This is a genomic window from Algoriella xinjiangensis (assembly GCF_900115015.1).
Lineage (GTDB): Bacteria > Bacteroidota > Bacteroidia > Flavobacteriales > Weeksellaceae > Empedobacter > Empedobacter xinjiangensis.
Window position 1 is genome coordinate 25076 of sequence record NZ_FOUZ01000011.1, and the last position, 23802, is coordinate 48877.

The 23802-nt window shown below is 31.5% G+C and carries 21 protein-coding genes; 15 read left to right on the forward strand and 6 right to left on the reverse strand.

Annotation, left to right across the window (positions count from 1 at the left end):
• Positions 1-9 precede the first annotated feature (9 nt).
• Positions 10-993 carry an AAA family ATPase gene (locus BM072_RS11145; protein WP_092908752.1) on the reverse strand — a complete coding sequence of 328 codons (984 nt, stop codon included), beginning with the start codon at positions 991-993 and terminating at the stop codon, positions 10-12.
• Between the two features lie 231 nt (positions 994-1224).
• Here BM072_RS11145 and BM072_RS11150 point away from each other — a divergent pair, with 231 nt between their 5' ends.
• The 13 genes from BM072_RS11150 (at position 1225) to BM072_RS11210 (ending at position 13306) form a co-directional block, all read left to right on the forward strand.
• The gene (locus BM072_RS11150) at positions 1225-1812 is read left to right on the forward strand and encodes a hypothetical protein (protein ID WP_092908753.1); all 588 of its coding nucleotides are present in this window, start codon (positions 1225-1227) and stop codon (positions 1810-1812) included.
• Positions 1813-1913: 101 nt separating this feature from the next.
• Complete coding sequence (locus BM072_RS11155) at positions 1914-2795, forward strand: AraC family transcriptional regulator (protein ID WP_092908754.1); 882 nt, start codon at positions 1914-1916, stop codon at positions 2793-2795.
• A 144-nt stretch (positions 2796-2939) separates the two neighbouring features.
• Positions 2940-4061, forward strand: coding sequence for a muconate/chloromuconate family cycloisomerase (locus BM072_RS11160; protein ID WP_092908755.1), 1122 nt, complete (start codon positions 2940-2942; stop codon positions 4059-4061).
• Positions 4062-4083: 22 nt separating this feature from the next.
• A complete protein-coding gene (locus BM072_RS11165; protein ID WP_092908756.1) occupies positions 4084-4374 on the forward strand; it encodes a muconolactone Delta-isomerase family protein in 291 nt (96 codons plus the stop codon).
• Between the two features lie 89 nt (positions 4375-4463).
• The gene (locus BM072_RS11170; RefSeq protein WP_221405174.1) at positions 4464-5393 is read left to right on the forward strand and encodes a dioxygenase family protein; all 930 of its coding nucleotides are present in this window, start codon (positions 4464-4466) and stop codon (positions 5391-5393) included.
• Positions 5394-5509: 116 nt separating this feature from the next.
• Positions 5510-6856, forward strand: a complete 1347-nt coding sequence (locus BM072_RS11175) for a Rieske 2Fe-2S domain-containing protein (protein ID WP_092908757.1) — start codon at positions 5510-5512, stop codon at positions 6854-6856.
• A gap of 3 nt (positions 6857-6859) precedes the next feature.
• Positions 6860-7345, forward strand: a complete 486-nt coding sequence (gene benB, locus BM072_RS11180; protein ID WP_092908758.1) for a benzoate 1,2-dioxygenase small subunit — start codon at positions 6860-6862, stop codon at positions 7343-7345.
• Positions 7346-7358: 13 nt separating this feature from the next.
• Positions 7359-8372 carry a benzoate 1,2-dioxygenase electron transfer component BenC gene (benC, locus tag BM072_RS11185; protein ID WP_092908759.1) on the forward strand — a complete coding sequence of 338 codons (1014 nt, stop codon included), beginning with the start codon at positions 7359-7361 and terminating at the stop codon, positions 8370-8372.
• Positions 8373-8381: 9 nt separating this feature from the next.
• The gene (locus tag BM072_RS11190; protein WP_092908760.1) at positions 8382-9167 is read left to right on the forward strand and encodes a 1,6-dihydroxycyclohexa-2,4-diene-1-carboxylate dehydrogenase; all 786 of its coding nucleotides are present in this window, start codon (positions 8382-8384) and stop codon (positions 9165-9167) included.
• Between the two features lie 83 nt (positions 9168-9250).
• On the forward strand, positions 9251-10030 hold the full coding sequence (gene pcaD, locus BM072_RS11195; protein ID WP_092908761.1) for a 3-oxoadipate enol-lactonase: 780 nt from the start codon (positions 9251-9253) through the stop codon (positions 10028-10030).
• Between the two features lie 18 nt (positions 10031-10048).
• Positions 10049-11395 carry a 3-oxoacid CoA-transferase gene (locus BM072_RS11200; RefSeq protein WP_092908762.1) on the forward strand — a complete coding sequence of 449 codons (1347 nt, stop codon included), beginning with the start codon at positions 10049-10051 and terminating at the stop codon, positions 11393-11395.
• 1 nt (position 11396) lies between these two features.
• A complete protein-coding gene (gene pcaF / locus BM072_RS11205) occupies positions 11397-12605 on the forward strand; it encodes a 3-oxoadipyl-CoA thiolase (RefSeq protein ID WP_092908763.1) in 1209 nt (402 codons plus the stop codon).
• Between the two features lie 236 nt (positions 12606-12841).
• Entirely contained in the window at positions 12842-13306 is a 465-nt protein-coding gene (locus BM072_RS11210) for a hypothetical protein (RefSeq protein ID WP_092908764.1), read from the forward strand.
• A gap of 254 nt (positions 13307-13560) precedes the next feature.
• Here the strand turns inward: BM072_RS11210 and BM072_RS11215 are convergent, their stop codons facing one another.
• From BM072_RS11215 to BM072_RS11225, 3 genes are all read right to left on the reverse strand, one after another.
• Entirely contained in the window at positions 13561-15306 is a 1746-nt protein-coding gene (locus BM072_RS11215) for a hypothetical protein (RefSeq protein WP_092908765.1), read from the reverse strand.
• 11 nt (positions 15307-15317) lie between these two features.
• Positions 15318-16469, reverse strand: coding sequence for an ABC transporter ATP-binding protein (locus tag BM072_RS11220; RefSeq protein WP_092908766.1), 1152 nt, complete (start codon positions 16467-16469; stop codon positions 15318-15320).
• Positions 16470-16927: 458 nt separating this feature from the next.
• Positions 16928-18118: a phosphoglycerate kinase gene (locus BM072_RS11225; protein WP_092908767.1), complete on the reverse strand. Its 1191-nt coding sequence runs from the start codon at positions 18116-18118 to the stop codon at positions 16928-16930.
• Positions 18119-18657: 539 nt separating this feature from the next.
• Here BM072_RS11225 and rpiB point away from each other — a divergent pair.
• Positions 18658-19098, forward strand: coding sequence for a ribose 5-phosphate isomerase B (gene rpiB, locus BM072_RS11230; RefSeq protein ID WP_092908768.1), 441 nt, complete (start codon positions 18658-18660; stop codon positions 19096-19098).
• 107 nt (positions 19099-19205) lie between these two features.
• Here rpiB and BM072_RS11235 read toward each other — a convergent pair whose 3' ends face one another.
• Both BM072_RS11235 and BM072_RS11240 read right to left on the reverse strand, forming a co-directional pair.
• Positions 19206-19943 carry a GLPGLI family protein gene (locus BM072_RS11235; RefSeq protein ID WP_177190311.1) on the reverse strand — a complete coding sequence of 246 codons (738 nt, stop codon included), beginning with the start codon at positions 19941-19943 and terminating at the stop codon, positions 19206-19208.
• 590 nt (positions 19944-20533) lie between these two features.
• Positions 20534-21331, reverse strand: a complete 798-nt coding sequence (locus BM072_RS11240) for a glycosyltransferase family 25 protein (protein WP_092908770.1) — start codon at positions 21329-21331, stop codon at positions 20534-20536.
• A gap of 283 nt (positions 21332-21614) precedes the next feature.
• On the opposite strand from BM072_RS11240, the gene rnr reads away from it, so the two are divergent.
• Positions 21615-23774, forward strand: coding sequence for a ribonuclease R (gene rnr, locus BM072_RS11245; protein WP_092908771.1), 2160 nt, complete (start codon positions 21615-21617; stop codon positions 23772-23774).
• The last annotated feature ends 28 nt before the right edge of the window (positions 23775-23802 follow it).

Genomic DNA, 23802 nt, shown 5'->3' on the forward strand with positions numbered 1-23802 from the left:
GCTGTTAATTTAAGGAACTGGAACAACATTAAGAATGTTATCGATAATTTCTTCTGGCGTTACATTTTCTGCTTCGGCTTCGTAACTAATTCCGATACGATGACGCAAAACATCTTTTGCCATTGCACGTACATCGTCTGGAATAACATAGGCGCGTTTGCGTAAAAACGCATATACTTTTGAAGCTTGTGCTAGATTGATTGATCCACGCGGTGATGAACCAAATGAAATCATCGGAACCAATTTTTCTAAACCAATTTTATCTGGAAAACGAGTTGCGAAAATAATATCTAAGATATATTTCTCAATTTTTTCGTCCATATAAACTTGTTTCACCATTTCGCGCGCTTCTAACAATTCAGTAATCGTAATTACTTTTTCTACTTTAGGAAAAGTTTGATTGATAGAATTTCTTAAGATTAAACGTTCTGATTCGAAATCTGGATAAGTAATCACAGTTTTCAACATAAAACGGTCAACTTGTGCTTCTGGTAAAGGATAGGTTCCTTCTTGTTCCACAGGATTTTGAGTTGCCAAAACCAAAAAGGGTTTTTGCAAAGGATACGTTTCATCGCCAATTGTTACTTGACGCTCTTGCATAGCCTCTAACAAAGCAGACTGTACCTTTGCAGGCGAACGATTTATCTCATCTGCTAAAACAAAGTTGGCGAAAATTGGTCCTTTTTTAATTCGAAAATCGTTTTCTTTTACATTGTAAATTAGTGTCCCAACCACATCGGCAGGCAACAAATCTGGTGTAAACTGAATACGAGAAAAAGAGCCATCTACGGCATCAGAAAGAGTTTTTATGGCTAATGTTTTGGCTAATCCTGGTACACCTTCTAGTAAAACGTGTCCGTTACCTAACAATCCAATTAAAAGACTTTCAATCATTTTTTCTTGTCCAATAATCGCCTTATTTATTTCCGAAGTTAAACGCGAAATACTTTCGCTCTTCGCCTCAATCTGTTGATTTAATTGTTGTATATCCAAAATTTCGTTGAAATTAGTGTTTATATTTTCGGTTCAAATTTCCTCTAAAATTAAGCATTACAATTAATTTAGAGTTTAAAACTTTCATACAATATTGTTAAACTTTGTTAAGACAAATGTAGTATATGAAACAATTTGCAACATATTTTTTAAAAAATAATGCTAAAAGTTATTCACAATATAAGAACAACTGGCTTTTCTAGTTATTTTTACTCTAAATATTTATAGACTATGAAAAATTATTTACTTGTTATTTTACTTACATTAAGTGCGTTTGTTTTTGGACAAAAACTGCAACTTGTTTCTGGAAATACAGATTTTTTGAAAGATCAGAAAGAAATAAATGTGAAATTAGATTTTGATGATGCAAAATTTTATGATGATAATAAAACAGAAACTCAATATTTAGAAAATCGAAAAAAAGATGTTTTAGAGAATCCGAAAAGAGGCGAAGTTTATTGGAAAGAGTGGATTGCTGCATGGCAAGAAAATAGAGATAAGACTTTTTTAGACACTTTTATAAGAGGAACTAAAAAAACAAAAGAACTAAAATTTACACAAAATTCGGCTGCAAAATATACATTAATCATAAAAACAGAATGGATTTATCCAGGTTATCATGCTGGTATTGTAATTGAGCCTGCAAAATTAAGCACAACTTTAAGTTTTGTTGAAACTGCAAATCCATCCAATACTTTATTAATTTATAAAACAGATAAAGTAGCTGGAACGGCTGGTAAAAACGATTTTAAAATGGAATATGGACGAATTGCTTCTGCGTATGAAAAAACTGGTCAATTACTTGTGAAAAAGATATAGAAAATAGACTTAATCAAGCAAAGCCATACAAAATTAGTATGGCTTTTTTTATTGTAAAAAGTTTGACATTTTAATTAAATTTACGAGAGAATTTCTTTGTTATGGGAAACAAAAATTTAACATTTGATGGTTTATACGGTGAAAATGAAATTTCTTTGGTTAGAGGAACAATTCATATAGAACCTATTCAACTTATTTTAGAGAAGAATAATTTAGAAGTTATGCCTCATTTTCATAAAAATTTGTTTCAGATTTTTTATATCGAAGAAGGTCAAATTCAATTGCATTACAATAATCAAATTATAGATATTGGAGCGCAAACTTATTTTACAATTCCAAAAAATATAGTGCATGGAATTACCTCCGAAAAAAATATCAACGGTTGGGTACTTTCTATCACCGATTTTGGATTAGAAAAAACATTGAAACTAGATGCTGATATTTTTTTTAATATTGAAGAAATACACATTGCAACTATTGATTTTGAAAATCCTTTGTACGTTAATTTTTATCAAACATATTATAAATGTATAAAAGAGTACAATGATAATTTACATGCGCGCGAATTAGCTTTAGAATATTTGACTGGTATGTTATTGATTCGCTTATTCCGAATTCATAATAATGATGATACTTTAATTTTAAAAGAAAACAGTATTTATAAAATTATTTATCGTCGTTTTAAAACCTTAATCAAAGAAAATAATAGTTTTAAACATTCGGTCGAATTTTATGCCAAACAACTTTCCATCTCTCCAAGTCATCTAACTCGTATTTGTAGAAAAGTTGCAAACGAAACTCCAAAAAAAATAATTGCTCTTTATTTTATTAATGAAGCAAAAGTACTTCTTACAAAAGTAGATTACTCAATTTCTGATGTCGCATTCAAATTAGGTTTTGATGATCCTTCTTACTTTACACGCCTATTTAAACAAACGACCAACTATACACCAAGAAGTTTTCGAAAAAAAGTAGGACTTTAAATAAATCCTAATTTAAGATTAAGAAAACGTTATAGAAAGACATTCGTGTATGTTTTATCCTATTTTTAACTGATTTTTACTAAAATTTACCATTCTATTTCTCCATTTTTGTAGTGTATAATTTACACAACTAAATACATTGAAATGTCGATTCCAAGAATAACGAAAGTAGAAACTACTATTATAGACCTTCCTACAATACGTCCTCATCATTTATCTATGACGGTAATGATGAACCAAACGATTGTCTTAACACGTATTTATTCTGACGATGGTATATGTGGATTTGGTGAGTCTACAACAATTGGTGGTTTATCTTATGGTGCAGAATCGCCAGAAGGCATGAAACTTACTATTGATCAATATATTGCACCTTTATTAATTGGTCAAGACGCTACAAATATTCACTTACTTCGTAAAGTCATTAACAAAAATATCCAACACAATACTTTTGCAAAAGCTGGTATAGAAACAGCTTTACTTGATGCACAAGGAAAACGACTTAACGTATCAGTTTCAACTCTATTAGGTGGCGCAGTAAACACTAAACTTAGTGTTTTATGGACACTTGCAAGTGGTGATACACAAAAAGATATAGAAGAAGCAAAGCAGCTAATCGCAGAAAATCGTCACAATACTTTTAAACTAAAAATTGGTCGTAATGATCCTAAAATAGATGTTGCACATGTTTCTGCAATCAAAAAAGCCTTAGGAGACGATATTAAAATTACAGTAGATATTAACCAAGCTTGGGATGAATATATTGCAAAAAAATGGGTAAAAGTTTTACAAGAAAACGGAATCGATTTGATTGAACAACCCATTGTTAAAACAAACTTTGAAGGATTAGCTCGTTTAACTCAATATTTCGAAGTTCCAATTATGGCAGACGAAGCTTGTGCTACAATTTCTGACGCGATGAAATTATGCAAAATTAGAGGAGGAAGTGTTTTCGCCGTAAAAATTATGAAAACAGGCGGTTTATACGATGCATATAAAATTGCTGGTATGACAGAAGCTTGCGACATAGCGCTTTATGGTGGTACAATGTTAGAAGGTACAATTGGTACTGTTGCATCTGCCCACGTTTTTAGTACAGCTACAAACATGAGTTGGGGAACAGAATTATTTGGTCCATTATTACTAACAGATGATATCGTAAAAAAACCTTTAACCTATAAAAATTGCGCACTAGAACTGCCAACTGGAGCTGGTTTAGGAATAGAATTAGATGATGATAAAATAGAACAATATCGTAGAAAATAAACAACACATAAAAACAACAATCATGGTATTTTTAGTAGAGATGGATGTAAACATCCCAGAATCATGGAGCGAAGAAAAAATTGCTGATTATGTTACAAGAGAAAAAGAATGTTCTCAAGGATGGCAAAAATCTGGTAAGTGGGTTTATTTATGGCGCGTAGCTGGACAATACTCTAATGTATCTGTTTTAGAAGTAGAAAGTCCAGATGAATTGCACAAAATAATCAGTTCATTACCATTATTTCCTTACATGACAATTAATGTAAAAAGTCTATGTAAACATCCAAATGCACTTAGAGAAGCAATGATTTAAGAAAAAACAAAGAGAAAATTTAAAAAAATAACTACAAACAAAATGTAGAATTTATACAATTAAAATTCCACTTTAAAAAATATTACATTATGGCAAGAATGGATCAAAAATTAATCGACGCAACCTTAGAATTAATCAAATCGCAAGAAAAAGAAGGACAAGGTGACGAAAGAATTAAAGAAGTCGTAAATCGTTTATTAAAAGATTTATTTAACGCAATGGCTGATTTAGACATTACTTCTGAAGAATTGTGGAAAGCATGCGATTGGTTAACTCAAGCAGGACAAAATAACGAATGGGGATTAGTTTTCGCAGGTTTAGGAATCGAGAAATTCATGGATGTAAAAATGGATTGGGAAGACGAACAGGCAGGTATTCACAACCTAACTCCACGTACAATCGAAGGTCCATTATACGTTGCAGGTTCTCCAGAATCATTAGGTTACGCAGAACCAGAAACTGTTGCAGAAGAAAACAGCGAACGTTTGTACATGAGTGGTTATGTTCGCGACGAAAACGGAAACCCAATACCAGGTGCAAAAGTAGAAGTTTGGCATTGTAATTTAAGAGGAATGTATTCGCATTTCGATTCATCACAACCAGAATTTAACTTACGTCGTGCAATTATTACAGATGCCGAAGGTAAATATGAATTTAAATCGTTTGTGCCAGTTGGTTACGCATGTCCTCCAAACGGAACAACAGAAAATTTAATGACTGCATTAGGTCGTCACGGCGCTCGTCCAGCACATATTCATTTCTTTGCAACAGCACCAGAATTCAGAAAATTAACAACTCAAATTAATATCGAAGGTGATCCATTAACTTTTGATGATTTTGCATTCGCAACTCGTCCAGAATTAGTTCCACCAATTGTTAGAATTTCTGCTGAAGAAGCTGAAAATTACGGTAAAGATGGAGCTTTTGCTAAAATCGAATTCGATTTTAATATGGTAAAAGAAGCTACTGGTGCTCCCGAAGGTGAAAACCACAGAACAAGAGCCGAAGTTAATTCATAAAATACCAAAACAGTCAAATTAATCTTTGATTGTTTCTTATCAACACATTTATAAATTTTACAACTATTTAAGTCCATTTTAGACTTGAACAGGATCTTTTATATCAAAAATTAATTATGAGTATCACAAAAGAATATATCGAACAAATGCTAATTCACGACAAAGAGAATGGTATTTATCAACATAATCGTGCATCTTTTACCAATCAAGAAATCTTTGATCTTGAAATGAAATACATTTTCGAAGGAAATTGGGTTTTCTTAGCGCACGAAAGTCAAATACCTAATATTAATGATTATTTTACAACTACTATTGGTAAACAATCGGTTGTAATAACCAAAAATAAAGAAGGTATTTTAACAGCCTTAATCAACTCTTGTACGCACAAAGGCGCTCAACTTTGTCGTCATAAAAAAGGAAACAAATCATCATTTACTTGTCCTTTTCATGGTTGGACATTCAACAACTCAGGAAAATTATTAAAAGTAAAAGATGCTAAAACGGGTGGATATCCTGATCAATTTAATTGTGAAGGATCACACGATTTAGTTAAAGTAGCCCGTTTCGAAAACTACCGAGGTTTTCTTTTCGGATCTTTAAATCCAGATGTATCTTCTTTAGAAGATTATTTAGGCGACACCAAAACAATTATAGACCACATTGTAGATCAAGCTCCTGATGGATTAGAAATTTTGAACGGAAGTTCTTCTTACATCTATAAAGGAAACTGGAAATTACAAATGGAAAATGGTGCCGATGGTTACCACGTTTCATCTGTTCACTGGAATTATGTTGCAACAATGGGACGTAGAAATTACGAAAAAGATTCTACAAAAGCTGTTGACGCAAACGGATGGTCTAAATCTGTTGCTGGAGTTTATGGTTTTGAAAACGGACATATGTTATTATGGACCAACAAAATCAATCCAGAAGTAAGTCCTATTTTCAAACAAAAAGAACGATTAGAACAAGAATTTGGAGAAGATAAAGCTAGTTTCATGGTGAACATGACGCGTAACTTGGCAATCTATCCAAATCTATATATTATGGATCAATTTTCGACTCAAATTCGAATTATTCGTCCAATTTCTGTAAACGAAACAGAAATAATTATTTATTGTTTTGCTCCAATTAACGAACCTGCAGAAGATCGTGCAACAAGAATCCGTCAATACGAAGATTTTTTCAACGTAACAGGTATGGGAACTCCAGATGATTTAGAAGAATTTCGTTCTTGTCAAGTTGCTTATAAATCAACAGAATTAAAGCATAATGATATGAGTCGTGGTGCTAAACACTGGATTTATGGTGCAGACGAACAAGCAGAAAACATGGGAATTAATCCATTAGTTAGTGGAATTAAATCGGAAGATGAAGGTTTATTCATAACGCAACATGAATTCTGGAAAGACTCTTTAATAAAAGGAATTACACAAAACGAATCGAAAGAAGTAACTATTTAAGTCATGGAAAATTATCAAAATATCATCAATTTTCTTTACAAAGAAGCACGTCATTTAGATGACAAAGAATGGGACGAATGGTTAAAATTTTACGATGAAGATTGTACATTTTGGATGCCAAGTTGGACTGATGAAGATGAGTTAACAACAAATCCTCAAACCGAAATTTCTTTAATTTATTACACAAATAAAGGTGGTTTAGAAGACCGTGTTTTTCGTATAAAAACCGAAAGATCTTCAGCATCAATGCCAGAACCAAGAACTACTCATAACATTAATAATGTAGAAATCTTGGAAGAAAACGATAACGAAGTGAAAATTAGATTTAATTGGCACACGTTATCATATCGCTATAAAACAACAGATACTTATTTTGGAACGTCTTTTTATACTTTAAAAAAGACAGAAAATGACTTCTTAATTACAGATAAAAAAATTGTGCTTAAGAACGATTTTATTCGCCAAGTTTTAGATATCTATCACATATAATCCCTAATAAATTATGCCAAAAATTGCGTTAAATTTTGAAGATGGAGTAACGAAAATTATTAATGCGTTACCTTACGAAAAAGTATCAGATGCCGCTTACAGAGAAGGAATAAACATTCCTTTAGATTGTGCTGATGGTGCTTGTGGAACATGCAAATGCAAAGTAAAAGCCGGAGAATTTGATCCAGGTGATTATATTGATGAAGCTTTATCTGAAGAAGAAGCTGCAGAAGGATTTGGTTTAGCTTGTCAAATTGTTCCAGAAACAGATATTATTGTTGAAATTTTAGCAAGTTCTGCCGCTTGTAAAGTTGTTGCAGAAACGTATGCGTCAACTATAACTGCTGTAAATTATTTATCAGCAGAAATTGTACAATTAAAAGTACAATTGCCAGAAGCTAAACAAATCGAATTTTTAGCAGGGCAATATGCAAATATCGAAGTGCCAGGAAGCGGAGAAACTCGCTCGTATTCTTTCACAAACAAATCAAACGAATTAGAATTAGAATTTTTAATTCGCTTAATTCCAGATGGATTAATGAGTAATTTTTTACGTGATGTTGCGAAAGTAGGAGAAACACTTAACATCACAGCTCCAATTGGCTCTTTTTATGTAAGAACATTAGAAAATCCGACTTTATTAATTGCTGGAGGAACAGGAATCGCGCCAATTATTTCTATGTTAGAAGGCATTTCTATTTCAGACAATAAACAACCAATCACGGTAATTTACGGAGCAACTACAGACGAAAATTTAGTTGAAATAGAACGCATAAAAGCTTTTACTTCAACTCAAAATATAACATTAGAATTATGTGTTTCTAACCAAGAAGATTCTTCTTTTACAAAAGGTTATGCAACACAATGGATCAATAACGAATATTTAACTTCATCAACGTATGATGTTTATATCTGTGGTCCAAATGTAATGGTAGATGCTGTAAAACAAGCAATTGAAACTAATCAAATTAATGTTGATAATTTCTATACAGAAAAATTTGTTCCAACAGGATCAGTAACAGCTTAATCGTTAAATATGATTTTTCAAGATAGATTTAAAGACAAAGTTGCCATCGTAACTGGTGCAGCACAAGGAATAGGAAAAGGTGTTGCAGAACGCTTAGCAAAAGAAGGTGCAAAAGTTATTTTAGTAGATCGTGCGGATATCGTTTTACAAGTAACCGAAGAGTTAAAAACGGAAGGTTTTGATGCACTTGCGATTCAAGCAGATTTAGAAACTTTTGCTGGGTTCGAAAAAGTAGTAGCAGAAACCTTAAAAGCGTATCAAAAAATTGATATTCTAATCAACAATGTTGGTGGAACAATTTGGGCAAAACCATTTCAACATTACAAAGAAGACGAAATTATAAAAGAAATAAACCGTTCTTTATTTCCAACATTGTGGGGCTGCCAAAGCGTACTTCAACCAATGATTGACAATAAAGGTGGTGTAATCATCAATGTTTCATCCATCGCAACTCGTTCTATAAACAGAGTTCCTTACGCTGCTGCAAAAGGTGGTGTAAATGCAATAACTGCTTCTTTGGCTTTTGAACAAGCTGCGAATAATATTCGTGTGGTTGCCATTGCAACTGGCGGAACAGAAGCTCCTGCGAGAATTATTCCGAGAAACGAAAAACCAATGTCAGCAGAGGAAAAAATTTGGTACCAAGAAATTGTCGATCAAACAAGAGAATCTACGCTGCAAAAAAAATACGGACAAATAGAAGACCAAGTAAATGCAATTCTATTTGCTGCTTCCGACGAAGCCAAATACATAACAGGAGTTACAATTCCTGTTTCTGGTGGCGATTTAGGATAAGATTAAAAAACTATCTATAATTATTTATAGATGGTTTTTGTACTTTTAGATAACAGTAAAAATGAACTTAAAAACAATAAAGAATGCCTAAAATTGAATTAAAAAATTTCACTTGTCATTATTTATATGAAAATTTTGGCCACGATAAAACAATTGTTTTATCAAATTCATTAGGTACCAATTTATCGATGTGGGAAGATAATATTGACGAATTAAGTCATCATTTTAATATTCTTCGCTACGACAAAAGAGGACACGGACAAAGTACAATCAATCAAGATAAAGTTTCTATTGATGAGCTTGGAGAAGATGTCATCGAACTTATTGATACATTAAAATTAGACCATGTTTATTTCTGTGGAATTTCTATTGGTGGTTTAACGGGTCAATGGCTTGGAATTAATCATCCCGACAGATTCAAAAAAATAATTATTTGCAACACAGCAGCTAAAATTGGAACTGTTGAAGGTTGGGAAGCGCGTGTAAAACAAGTAACTGAATTTGGTTTAAGTAGTATTTTAGAAGGAACTGCCGATAGATGGTTTACACCAGCATATAGAGCAAATAATCCAGAAAAAGTGCAACAAATTCTTGCAGATTTTCAAGCAAATTCTTTACAAGGTTATACCGCTTGTTGTTACGCCGTTGCAAACGCAGATTTTAGAAATCAATTGGATAAATTAACTATTCCGCTTTTAATTGTTGCAGGTTCTCAAGATGAAGTTACAACTGTTGAAGACGGAAAATTTATTCAAAAATCAGCAGGTTTAACACATCTTATCACGTTAGATGCCGCACATTTATCAAATATGGAGCATCCAAGAGAGTTTGCAAAACATATCATTCATTTTATTCAACATTAACAAAAAACAACAATTCATATGAAACAAGTTCCTCAAATTTCTTTACAAGAAGCAGTAGCCATGGTAAAGGACGGAGATGTATTATTACAAGGTGGATTTGGAATGACAGGAAATCCAGTTCATTTAATGCATGCTTTAGCTGAAACTGGAACAAAAAATTTAACATTCATCGGTAACAATGTTGGCGAAGCTGGTATTGGTGGTGGACGTTTATTGCGTAACGGTCAATTAAAAAAGATGATTGGTTCGTTCTTTACATCAAATGCAGAAGCTGTAAAAGCGGCGCAAGATGGTGTTGTAGAATATGAATTATTACCACAAGGAACGTTAGCTGAAGCGATACGTGCTGGTGGTGCAGGAATTGGAGGTTTTTTTACGCCAACTTCTGCTGGAACAGCTTTAGCTGAAGGTCGCGAAACAAAAATTTTAAACGGAGTAGAACAAGTTTTTATTCCGGGTATTCGTGGTAATGTAGCTTTCATTCGCGCATGGAAAGCCGATACAGCGGGTAATTTACAATACCGAATGACAGAACAAAACTTTAATCGAGCAATGGCAACTGCTGCTGATTTGGTAATTGTTGAAGTAGAAGAAATTGTTCCGGTTGGAGAAATTTTACCCGAATTTGTACATACACCGGGTTCTTATGTTGATTATTTGGTTCAAGCAACTTTAACAGTAGAAGATTTAGGAAGTTCTGCTTCTGTTTCTTCAAGCAAAAAAGTTTCTGAATCACGCATGAATATGGCGAAAAGAGCATTAAAAGAATTGAAAAAAGGAGATGTTGTTAACTTAGGAATTGGAATTCCAACCTTGGTTGCGGATTTAATTTCTGAAGAAGACGGTATCATTTTACATACCGAAAATGGAATGTTAGGTGTTGGTCCAGCTCCAACTGATGGCGGTGGCGCAATGGATTATCCTGTAAATGCGGGTAAAATTCCAGTTACTGCGTTAGATGGTTCTTCTTACTTTGATTCTGCAGATTCATTTGCAATGATTCGTGGAAAACATGTTGATATTGCAATTATGGGTGGTTTACAAGTGGATAACGCTGCAAATTTGGCGAACTGGGCCGTTCCTGGTCAACCATTATTAGGTGTTGGTGGTGCAATGGATTTAGCTTCTGGTGCAAAAAAATTAATCATTACAATGATGCATACAGAAAAAAATGGTGATCCAAAAGTTGTAAATATCTGCGATTTACCATTAACGGCATTAAATGCTGTTGATATGATTATTACAGATAAAGCCGTTTTTGAATTCATTGACGGACAATTAACCTTAACAGAAGTTATGCCTGGCACTACATTAGAAGAAGTTAGAGCGACAACTACAGCAAGTTTTGTTGAAAAATTAGATTAAGATGAAAGAAGTATATATTATTGACGGAATTCGTACACCAGTTGGAAATTTTGGTGGCTCGTTAGGTCCTTTTCGCGCAGATGATTTAGCTGCAATGGTTGTAAAAGAAGTTACGAACCGTAATCCATCTATTCCTTTAGAATCATATGATGACGTAATTTTAGGATGTCACAATCAAGCGGGCGAAGATAATCGTAATGTTGCACGTATGGCTTCATTATTAGCGGGTTTACCCGTTACTGTTCCTGGAGAAACTGTCAATCGTTTATGTGCATCAGGAATGTCGGCAATTGTTAATGCTTCAAGAGCAATTATTGCTGGCGATGGCGATGTTTTTATTGCTGGTGGTGTAGAACATATGACACGTGGACCACTTGTGATTTCTAAACCTTCAAAAGCATTTGGAACAGATTCTAAAATGGAAGATTCTTCTTTCGGATGGCGTTTTGTTAATCCTAAAATGAAGGAAACTTACGGAACCGATCCAATGGGAATTACCGCTGAAAATTTGGTGGATATGTATGATATTTCGCGTGAAGATCAAGATAAATTTGCTTTAGCATCTCAATTAAAAGCTGCAAAAGCGCAACAATCTGGTCGTTTAGGTGAAGAAATAATGACGGTTGAAATTCCACAACGCAAAGGAGATCCAATTCTTTTTAGTCAAGATGAATTTATTCGTGCAAATTCTACAATCGAAGGTTTAGCAAAATTACGTCCAGCTTTCAAAAAAGATGGAACGGTAACTGCTGGAAATGCTTCTGGTTTGAACGACGGAGCTGCTGCTGTAATTTTAGCATCAAAAGAAGCAGTTGAAAAATATAATTTAAAACCAATTGCAAAAGTAATTGCCTCTGCAGTTGTTGGTGTTGAACCTAGAATCATGGGAATTGGACCAGTTCCTGCAACTAAAAAAGCATTAGCTAAAGCTGGTTTAACATTAGATCAAATGGATGTTATCGAGTTTAACGAAGCTTTCGCAGCGCAAGCTTTGGCTTGTACACGTAACTTAGGTTTAGCAGATGACGATGCGCGTGTAAACATCAATGGTGGCGCAATAGCAATTGGTCATCCACTTGGAATGTCTGGAACACGAATTACATATTCTGCAGCATTAGAATTGCAAAAAACAGGTAAAAAATACGCTTTGGCTGCCATGTGTATTGGCGTTGGGCAAGGTTATGCGATTATCTTAGAAAACTGTAATTAATTAAACTATATATTTATACTACTAAATCCTCGTAAATGCGAGGATTTTTTATGCTTTAAAATTTGACATTTTTGTTAAATACATTAAGAAACTACTTGTTTTACCGACAATTAAAGTTTGTTTACCTCAATATTTTTTGCAGGATTTATTTGTTTCTGACCTTTGATATAAGAAAATAAACAAGATGATTTATTTATCTGAATGAAATATAAAAACAATTTAAAAACAGAAACAAAATGAAAAAATTATTCGCATTAGCAAGTTTATTGGTTGTATTATCAGTTACTGCACAAGAAAGAACAGAAGGAACAAGAGCTCAAAAAGAAAATAGAATGGATAATTCTAAAGATGTTAAAAAACAACGAAAAGAGCGTCCAAGTATTGATGAACAAATGAAACGTTATGATAGTTACAATTTATCTGCAAATCAAAAACAACAAGTAAAATCTTTGTTAGAAAAACGTGATGCTGATATGAAAATAGAACGTACAAATAGCAAAAACGAATTGTCAAAAGTTAAAGAAGATAGAAAAAAAGAGTTTGAAAATAAACGTGCTGACTTTGATAAAAAATTAGAAAAAATAATGGATAAAAAACAATATTCACAATATCAGCAAGATCGTGAAGCTAAATCTAAAAAGTTTAGTACACGTAAAAACTCAGATTCTAAAGATGTTAAAAAATCAAGAAAAACAGTTTAATTAAAAACAATAACAAAAAAATGGAGCTAGAAATAGCTCCATTTTTTGTTTACCTACAAATTTTGCGGGTTAACCTCTATTTGTTGACAAATCAAAAATATATGTTGACTTTTACTTCAGAATTTAAAAATTATTTATGATAGTTAATTGCTATCAATATTCATAAGTAAGTTTTTTTTTAAAGTAGTTTTTAAAATTCATTTTCATTCAATTATCATGTGAAAAGCGAACCAATTGGTTCGCTTTTCTATTTACTATTCTTCTGGCATTGCTTGCCATTTTTTGTATAAATTAATGATAAAGTAAAAACTAATTATGTAGAGAAATGGATTAACGTAAAAGAAAATTTCTGCCATTTTCTGCAACATTTGTAATTCTGCATTTGTGTTTCTAAAATCGTATAAATCTCCATCTTGTCCATTATATAACATTTCATTTCTAATTTCTGTGTAAAAAGAAATTAGCACAATTCCGATAAAAATGTTAGTTGCAACAAACCAATTTAAACAAACGCCTGTTAATACTTTGTATTTTTTTGTGCGCAAGCCATAACTCATCAAAACGATAAAAGCAATGTAAAATAGGAAAAGTATGCTATACGAAATAAAATTGCTTTGCTCGTAAAATATAGACCCAATACCCATACCCAAAGCGCTTCCTAAAATCATTAAAATTCCTGCACCAACCAATGCAATTAACCAAACTTTGAATGAACTGAAACGAAACGTAATAATTAACATGGTAAAAGATAGGGCAAGCATCAAGCAATATTGAATGCCTTCTAACCAACTCGATTCGTATTTTGCTTCATAAATATTTGTGTAAACTTGGTTCAAAGAACTTTGGTTGATATAATCTTTCAACTTATTATTTGGTGCTTGTTTATCTTCAAGATAATTTAAATTTGTATCAATAAAATAATAGGGATAGTGAGGCAAATAATCAATCCATTTTTTATGTTTGAACTGATAGCCGATTTCATTATTATTTAATAAATCTGTATAATTATTCAATAAACTTTCTATTGCTTTTCGGTCATTTTTCTGTAACAATGCAATTAATTGTTCGTCGTAATATTTATGATTAAGCGTAGAATCTTTCACATTCTGAAAAGCCAAATCACTGTAATTATATAAACTCGATAAATTATAATAAACTTCAGGTTCATCATTGTTATTGCTAGATACAATAGACTCTGCAGCCATTGTAACATTATCTGTTGCAGATTGTTCAGCAAGCATGGCTTCTTGAATATCAGGTAAATAGCCATCCGTTTTCTTTACACGATTAAGCGGAACATAAGAAGTTGAAAAAGAAATTAATTGATAACTTTTTCTATCATCAAAATGATTTTTTAGAAGTTGTTCAAATTCATCATTTCTAAAATAAGGTGTTAAAAAAGGATTATATGAACGCTTATTCATTTTTTCATATTCCTTTTTATTTTGAAAATACAACGTTTTTGTTTCTTTTTCTGAAACTAACGAATCAAAAACAGGAACAGGTAAATTTCTCGAATAATTAGAATATCCAAAATTATATTGCAATGTAAACGGCTGCGCACGATTGATAATGTCTATATCTTTTTCAAATTGATCATTGCTTATATAATTTGCAACACGAAGTTTTACACCAGATTTAAACGAATTTGGCAAATAAGAAAAGAGAAAAAAGATAAGAAAAACAGCTAAAAATTCTTTGAATAAATAATTTCTTGATGTCGGAAAAAATGATTTGAATCGGTTATTTTTGATATAGAAATACAACCAAATAATTAGAATAATAATTGCCACCAAAACGTAGTAAATTATAATTCCTTGGTCTAAAAATCCTCTGAAAAGTTGACTTTCTTGTAACTGAGATTTCTGATTAAAATATAGAAAACCGTTGATAAAAGCAATCAAATTTAGACTGATTGCGGCAAATAAAATCCAAATTAATTTTAGATTCCAGATTAACGGATATTTTGTGATTAAGGTTTGATTTATTTTTTTGAACATAGTGAGGCGAATTAATTAACAAAAAAGCGGCGACTTGATTTCGAAATATCTCGAATGTATTTTACTTGCAATGTCGAATTTCCGATTGCAGCAAAAATTTGGTTCATCGAAATTGATGCATCAAAATAGGCGATATACGAACCTCCGTTAAATTTTATTTCTTTTAAATCTAATGATGAGAAAGCTGTTAATAACTCCTCTTTTGTGTTGTTTACATCAACTTCTATAATTGTGAAATCTGCTTTTTCTTCTTGCTTATTTCCCTGAAGCTTAAGCTTTCCTTGTTCTAAAAAGATAACTTCTGTAGATACTTTTTCTACTTCGTACAATTGTTGAGAACTCAAAATTACACCAAATGGATTTCGCATAGATTGCGATAAATAACGCAAATCTTCTAAAATAATTTGCTGCGCCAAAATATCTAAATTAGCCAAAGGTTCGTCTAACAACAATACTTTTGGGCGACGCAATAAAGTTCGTGCCAACTCGAAACGCATTTTGTAACCAGACGAAAGTTGTCGCCATTCCAAATCTTTGTACGGCCAAAGACCTAAACGCGCCAACATAACTTTTGCCAACAATTTATTTTCGCTGCTGTCTATTCCATAACACGTTAATGTAAATTGCAAATTGTCCATCAAATTACCATACAAAACCTCAATGCGTTGCGGCACATAAACCAATTTTGTTTTTAGCTCGTAACTAAATGGTTTTGCAGTTGTAAATTGATAATCTATTTCGCCAGCTGTTGGTTTTAATTCTCCACAAATTAAACGCAATAAAGTTGTTTTTCCGTTTCCGTTTTCGCCAACTAAACCAACAACTTCTCTCGATTTTAGATTGAATGTTATCGGATGTAATTTAAATTTTCTGCGGTTATATGCTTTTTCAACATTCTTTGTAGAAAGTAAAATATCTTCTGTATGATAGGGCGGAGGAGTAGCTTGTTTTAGTTTTTCTACTAATTGAATTGCTTTTGCAATTTTTGTTTCGTTAGACGAATTCTCGTTATAATAAATATCCGAATACGCGATTATTTCCTGATAAAATGATTTATCTGCTAAATCTAACACACAATCAATTAATCGTCGATAACCCAAATCGATATCATTGTGTTGAAAATGATTTTCAACTTCGGTTAAACGTTGTTCAAATTCGTTCATAATTTTTGATTGGTTTTAAAATCTTTACTAATATAAAAAGGTTTCAAAAGATAAAAGTCGCTATTTATAGCCAATTTTATCATTCATAATTCTTAACAACTACGGTTAATAACCTTTTAATTTACTAAAATACACTATTTTACTATTAACATTTTTACAAATATTGGATTAAAAACATGTAATTAACAACTTTTAATAAGTCTGTTTCATAACTTCTTAATTCACTCTATTACAATCTATTACTATCAACAATTTAGATTTTGAATGAAAATAGTTTTAATTGAGTCATTCTATTCACAAACTTACTCAGATTAGATGTTTATAACACGTTAATTTACTGATTTACAAATCTATCTTATTAACAATTATATAAATTTAGTATCTCTTAACTTAACTAATTTCCATAAAAAAAGCCGAGCAAATGCTCGACTTTTAATCTATAATTGAGTAATTTTTTGTTAGTTTAAAATTGCTGCAACACCTGGTAATTCTTTACCTTCTAAAGATTCTAACATTGCGCCACCACCTGTAGATACGTAGCTAACTTTGTCGTCGTATCCAAATTGTTTTACAAATGCAACAGAATCTCCACCACCAACTAAAGAAAAAGCACCATTTTTTGTAGCTTCTGCAATTGCATCACCTAAAGTAACAGTTCCTTTCGCAAAATTTGACATTTCGAAAACACCTAATGGACCATTCCACAAAATAGTTTTCGAATTTTTAATCACTTCTGCATTTTGTTTGATCGTTTCATCTGCAACATCCATTCCCATCCATCCGTCAGGAATTTCGCCAACATTTGTTACTTCTCTGTTTGCATCATTGCTAAAATTATCTGCAATAACATTGTCAATTGGTAAATAAACTTTTACGTTATGTTTTTCACATTCAATCAAAATTTCTTTTGCCAACTCTAGTTTATCATCTTCTACCAACGAGTTTCCAATTTTACCACCTTTTGCTTTTACAAAAGTATACGTCATTCCTCCACCAATAATTAGGTTATCAATAACAGGTAAAATATTGTTGATAATTGTAATTTTAGATGATACTTTTGCACCTCCAAGTATTGCTGTTACAGGCTTTTCACCATCAGCTAACACTTTGTTAATAGCTGTTAATTCTTGTTCCATTAACAAGCCAAAACATTTATTTTCTGGAAAAAATTCTGCAATAACAGCTGTCGAAGCGTGCGCACGATGTGCAGTTCCGAAAGCATCATTCACATAAATATCACCAAATGCAGCCAAAGCTTTTGCAAAGTCTTTATCGCCTTTTTCTTCTTCTGCATGAAAACGTACATTTTCTAACAGTAAAACTTGGCCTGGTTTTAGATTATTTACTTTTTGTTTTGCATCATCGCCAATTACATCATTTGCAACAATCACTTCTAAGCCTAAAATCTCAGAAACTGAAGATGCAATGTGTTTTAAAGAATATTTGTCGTTAAACTCTCCTTTTGGACGTCCTAAATGGCTCATTAAGATTACTGCACCACCTTGTTGTAGGATTTTATCAATTGTTGGTTTAGCTGCTCTAATTCTGGTGTCGTCTGTTACATTTAGATTTTCATCTTGCGGAACATTGAAATCAACACGAATTAATGCTTTTTTGTTTTCGAAGTTGTAGTCGTTGATTGTTTTCATTTTTTGTTTGAAATTTGAACTACACAAAAGTAACAAAGTTTCATTTTCGAGGCGAATTTACTTTCATTCAATTTTCAACTATTAACAATTTATAATAATTAGAATAGATTAATTTATTTTTAAATTTTAAAAAAAAGAAAATATACTATTACTATTAGCACTGTTAATATGTGGATAACTAAAGTGAGATAAATTTTATTTCGTAACAATTAACAACCTATTATTTGTAATTTTGTTTTGTAATGAAACAGTTAGATAGGCTATCAACATTTTGTTAATTTGGTTGATAAACAGCTTTTGTTAAAAAGTAGTTTTGTGAAAACTATTCATAACGGTGTGCAAATCTTTTATGCCAAAATGAAAACTTTCGCTTGACTTGTATTGATTTATTTCTAATGGAAAATTGCTTTCAATTTTCCTAATTTTTGAACCAAAAAGTTATGAGTTTTAATCATTAACCTTTTAACAATTTGTTACAATTATTTAACCATTGATTTACAATTATTTAAACAAAAACATCAAAAACATCTGTTAATAATATGAAAATTGCAATCGGATCGGACCATGCTGGGTTCGAATATAAGGAGAAATTAGTACCCTTTTTAACAAGTAAAGGTATTGAAGTTGAGGATTTTGGAGCGTTTTCAACAGCAAGTGTTGATTACCCTGATTTTGCACATCCAACGGCACAAGCTGTGGAAGATGGAAAAGCTGACTTCGGAATTTTAATTTGCGGAAGTGCACAAGGTGTAACAATGACTGCAAATAAACACCAAGGTATTCGTGCAGCACTATGTTGGATGACGGATATTGCGCGTTTAGCACGCCAGCATAACAATGCAAATGTTTTGACTTTGCCTGCTCGTTTTATAGCGTATGAATATGCAGAAGAAATAGTTGATGCATTTTTGTCGACGGAATTTGAAGGTGGTCGCCACCAAGGGCGTGTAGATAAAATCGCATGTTCTTATAAAGGATAAGATTTTCGGAATGATATAATAGACAAATGCCTCAAGATTCTTGAGGCTTTTGTTGTTTTTATAAGATCTGTTATAGATAAATATTTTAGATTCTCCTTATCACTTTTTTAATCTTTATCTACTCCTTCTCCTTCCATTTCTTTCATTTTATCAAAGTTTTCTTCAAGAATTTTGTCAAGTTCTTTTTGGGTAATAATAGTCCCTTTTGTAGGTTTTATAATTTTTTTATTTTGTGGTAAAGTTTCAATTTTTGTTGCCGTGTAGGTTTGGTACATTTTGCTATTGTCATCAAAATAAGTTAAGTTTTCTATTTCCAAAATTAAACCTGGCAAGTTCCAATACTCATCTGGACCATTTTTGAAATTTAACTTTGGAGCATACCATGCTATTAATTCAATTCCTTTCTCCTTATTTATATAAATAGCTTTATTTACCTGTATATTAAGTATTTCCTTTGATTCTTGCATGATTTTCCAATTTATCTCCTGCAAACTGTCTTTTACTATATATTTTTTTGAATTAAGATTAGCCTCGAACATTTTTACTTTTTCTTTCACATTTTTATAGATATCTCCGTAAGGGGAAAAAAACGTTACTCTACCTACCGTACCATCATTTTGATTATTGTCAACTTTCTCAAAACTTTTCCAGATAGACTCATCTTTATTTAAAATTAATTCATAATAACGTTTGGGAACTTTAATATCTAATGCATTAGGCAAGTCAGAATATTTAAAATTTTCTTCTGGTTCGGTTAATTCATATTCTATTCTTAATTGTTCTTGAGCTATTAAAAAAGGGCCTATTAGAATAGTTAAAATAATTGTTAATTGCTTTATTTTCATACTATTTGTTTTTTTGTGAATTTTATCCATTCCATCAAATTCAATTATTTTTTACATTAATGGATTTACTCCATTTTTGCCATTCTCTGGTGCAAAGGATGGTTGTCTCTCAGAAATTTATAGTGTAGATTTAGCTACAAATTTTAAATTGCTATTAAACTCAAAAATAGTTCTGTAAACCAGAGCCTTATGTCTTTTGTTTCTGTTATACCAAATCTCAATATGGATGTATTAACAAAATTACAATAATAAGATAAGGTATATATTTTACTAAACATAATCATTTTATATACTTTTTTATTTGTATTAAGTAATTGAATTAAAGCGAGTGTCGTTTTGGATAAATTAAGTTAAGAAAAAAAATAGTTAGGTAAATCACATTATATTGTTGAGAATGAATACAGCCAAAATAAGAAGCTAATCATATCTTTTATAAAGGATAAGATTTTCGGAATGATATAATAGACAAAAGCCTCAAGATTCTTGAGGCTTTTGTTGTTTTTATAAGATAATTAACAATGTTTATAACTGTTGATAATGGTTGTTAATTCATTTAATTTCAATAATTTAAAATGATTTGTATTTGTTGATTACGAAATACGTTTGTTCTTTTTAGCTATAAAACTATCATAGAATTTCTTGAAACCATGATGACTAATTAAGTAGTTATATTTCGGAAATACACGGTTTACTTCGTAGCTAATTTGTTTAAATAATTTAGCTTTTTTTAATCGCTCATCTATTTGAATTTGAGTTTCTACCGGCGCAGGTTTTACAAGAGATGGTAAAAGATTATAAATTCTAAGATCAAATTCCCAAGCATGTTGCAAATCGCAATCAATAGGTCTTTGTATTGTTGGTAATGGTTTTTTAATTTTATTTAGAAATTTTTCAGCCGCTTTTCTTGTCCAAATTGCAGCAATAGTTGTAATCGGAATACTAGTTCCACATGCCGCTATAAAATGAGTATTGTCTACATCTTTTATTTTAATATGTTTTCGTTTTCCGTTAAATAATTTCAAGACATCCCATTGATCTTTAACTGATAATTCGTCATAAATAGACAATGTTTTTTCTATAATTGTTTTAAAATCTTGTACCAAAATCGCATCGTCTTCTATAATTACAGCAAACTGATTATCAGAAGATAAAAATTCTTCAAGCGTATTTACGTGACTTAAATAACAACCAATTTCGCCAGGAACTAAATCTCTATCATATTTATTATTGATTTTGTATGTTGTATGATCTAGGTTTTTTGCATCAACAGCGCTGATTCGTTTAAAAGTCAAATCACATTTCGCAAACTCATTTTTCATAAGTTCTAAACGATCAACTGCTCGATCAAGATTAATCAAGTAAGTTTGGTATAAAGGTTTTATATTCATTCAATTATAATTATCGCTGCAAAATTAGATTATTTTTGGCTTAATTTTCGCAATAATCCTAACGTTATAGATAATCTTATCTTTTACATAACATATAATTGGCTGTATATTGTTATTTTAGGAAAAGGAAATAGTACCTTTGCAGTGGTTATGATTATTATTAACATCTTATCAAAAGTTATTAAATATAGCTTGATTTATAAGTAATTAAGATGTTTACTTATTAACTATTATTAAAATAAATCTCAAAAATAAATGATTGAGATTTTACACAAATTAAATTATGCCAAGAAAAAATTTTAAGAATACAAAGGCTAAAAAAGACCAAAATATATCGAAGTTTACAAAGTCTATAATCGAAGTTTTATTTCAAAATCCAAATAAACCTTTAAATTATAAGCAAATTGCTTCAGCATTAAATCTTACTAACCGAATAGATACCGAATTGTTAATCAAAAACATTAACGTTCTGTTAGTCGACAAAAAAATTACCGAAGTAGAAAGAGGAAAATATAAAATAAACGCAACAAACGATTATATGATTGGAGTTGCCGATTTAACTTCTTCTGGAAGTGCTTATATTATTGTTGACGGATTAGAGCAAGATATTTATGTGCAAAAAGGAAAAACAAAAAATACTTTAAAAGGTGACACAGTACGTGTGTATGTTTATCCAAAAAAGAGTAAAAATTCATCAAAAGTAGAAGGTGAAATTGTAGAAATTATCGAACGCAATAAAACTGAATTTATTGGTATTTTCGAATTAGGTAAAAATGGAAATTTCGGTTTTGTAACCATGCAAAATGGTAACCATGATTTCTTTGTTCCAAAAGAAAAATTCAATGATGCAAAAACAGGCGAAAAAGTTGTTGTTCGATTAACAAATTGGCCCGAAGGTTCTAACTCTCCATTCGGAGAAATTACAAAAGTTTTAGGAAATCCAGAAGATACAGATGTCGAAATTCATTCAATTTTATTAGCCTACGATCTTCCAGTAAAATTTCCTGATGAAGTAGAAGAAGAAGCAAATAATTTGGATACTTCAATTTCTGAATACGAAGTAGGAAAACGTCGCGATATGCGAAAAGTAACCACTTTTACAATTGATCCAAAAGATGCAAAAGATTTTGATGATGCTTTATCTATTCAAAAATTAGAAAACGGAAATTGGGAAATCGGTGTTCATATTGCAGATGTAACGCACTATGTACGTCCAGGAACTTTGATAGAGCAAGAAGCCTATAAACGTGCAACTTCTGTTTATTTAGTGGATAGAGTGGTGCCAATGTTACCCGAAGTTTTGTCGAATGTCGCATGTTCTTTGCGCCCAAATGAAGATAAATATACTTTTTCGGGTGTTTTTGAATTAGATGATAATGCCAAAATTGTAAATACATGGTTTGGTAGAACTGCTACGCATTCGGATCGTCGTTTTACATACGAAGAAGCGCAAGCGATTATCGAAGGAGAAGATGGTGATTTTAAAGAAGAAATCTTAACATTAGATCGTTTAGCAAAATTGATGCGCGCAGAACGTATGAATGTTGGTGCGGTTAATTTTGATAAAGTTGAAGTAAAATTCAATTTAGATGACGCACATAATCCAACCGGAATTTATTTCAAAATTGGAAAAGATTCAAATAAATTGATTGAAGAATTTATGTTGCTTTGTAACAAAAAAGTATCAGAATTTATCAGTTTAGATAAACATGGAAAAGATAATGACAACACGTACATTTATCGTGTACATGATGATCCAAATCCAGATAAATTAATAGATCTTAAAAACTTTATTCGTCAATTTGGATATGAATTACAGGTTGGAGATAGAAAAACAACTATTCAATCAATGAATAAATTATTGGCAGATGTAAAAGGAAAACCAGAAGAAAATATGGTCGAAACTTTGTCTATGCGAACAATGGCAAAAGCAAAATATACAACTGATAATATTGGTCATTATGGTTTAGCATTTGATTATTACACGCATTTTACATCGCCAATTCGTCGTTATCCAGATATGATTGCGCATCGTTTGTTGCAAGATTATTTAGACGGTAAAAAATCTCCGGATTCATCTATTTACGAAGACAAAGCAAAACATTGTTCTTCTCGTGAAAAAATTGCTGCTGAAGCCGAACGCGAATCGATTAAATACATGCAAGTTAAATACATGGAACAGTTTGTTGGACAAACGTTTGATGCATTTATTACAGGTGTACAAGATTATGGAATTTTTGTTGAAATACCAGAAACTCGTTGCGAAGGATTAATTAGATCTCGTGCTATGACGGGCGATCATTACTATTTTGACGATAAAAATCATGCATTAGTAGGAAAACGAACTGGAATTAAATACCAATTGGGTAGTCCGGTTAAAATCAAAGTTTTAAATGCAGATTTGATTAAGAAGCAATTAGATTTTGAATTAGTTGATGCCTAATTTTTCATAATTTAGACTTATCTTGCAG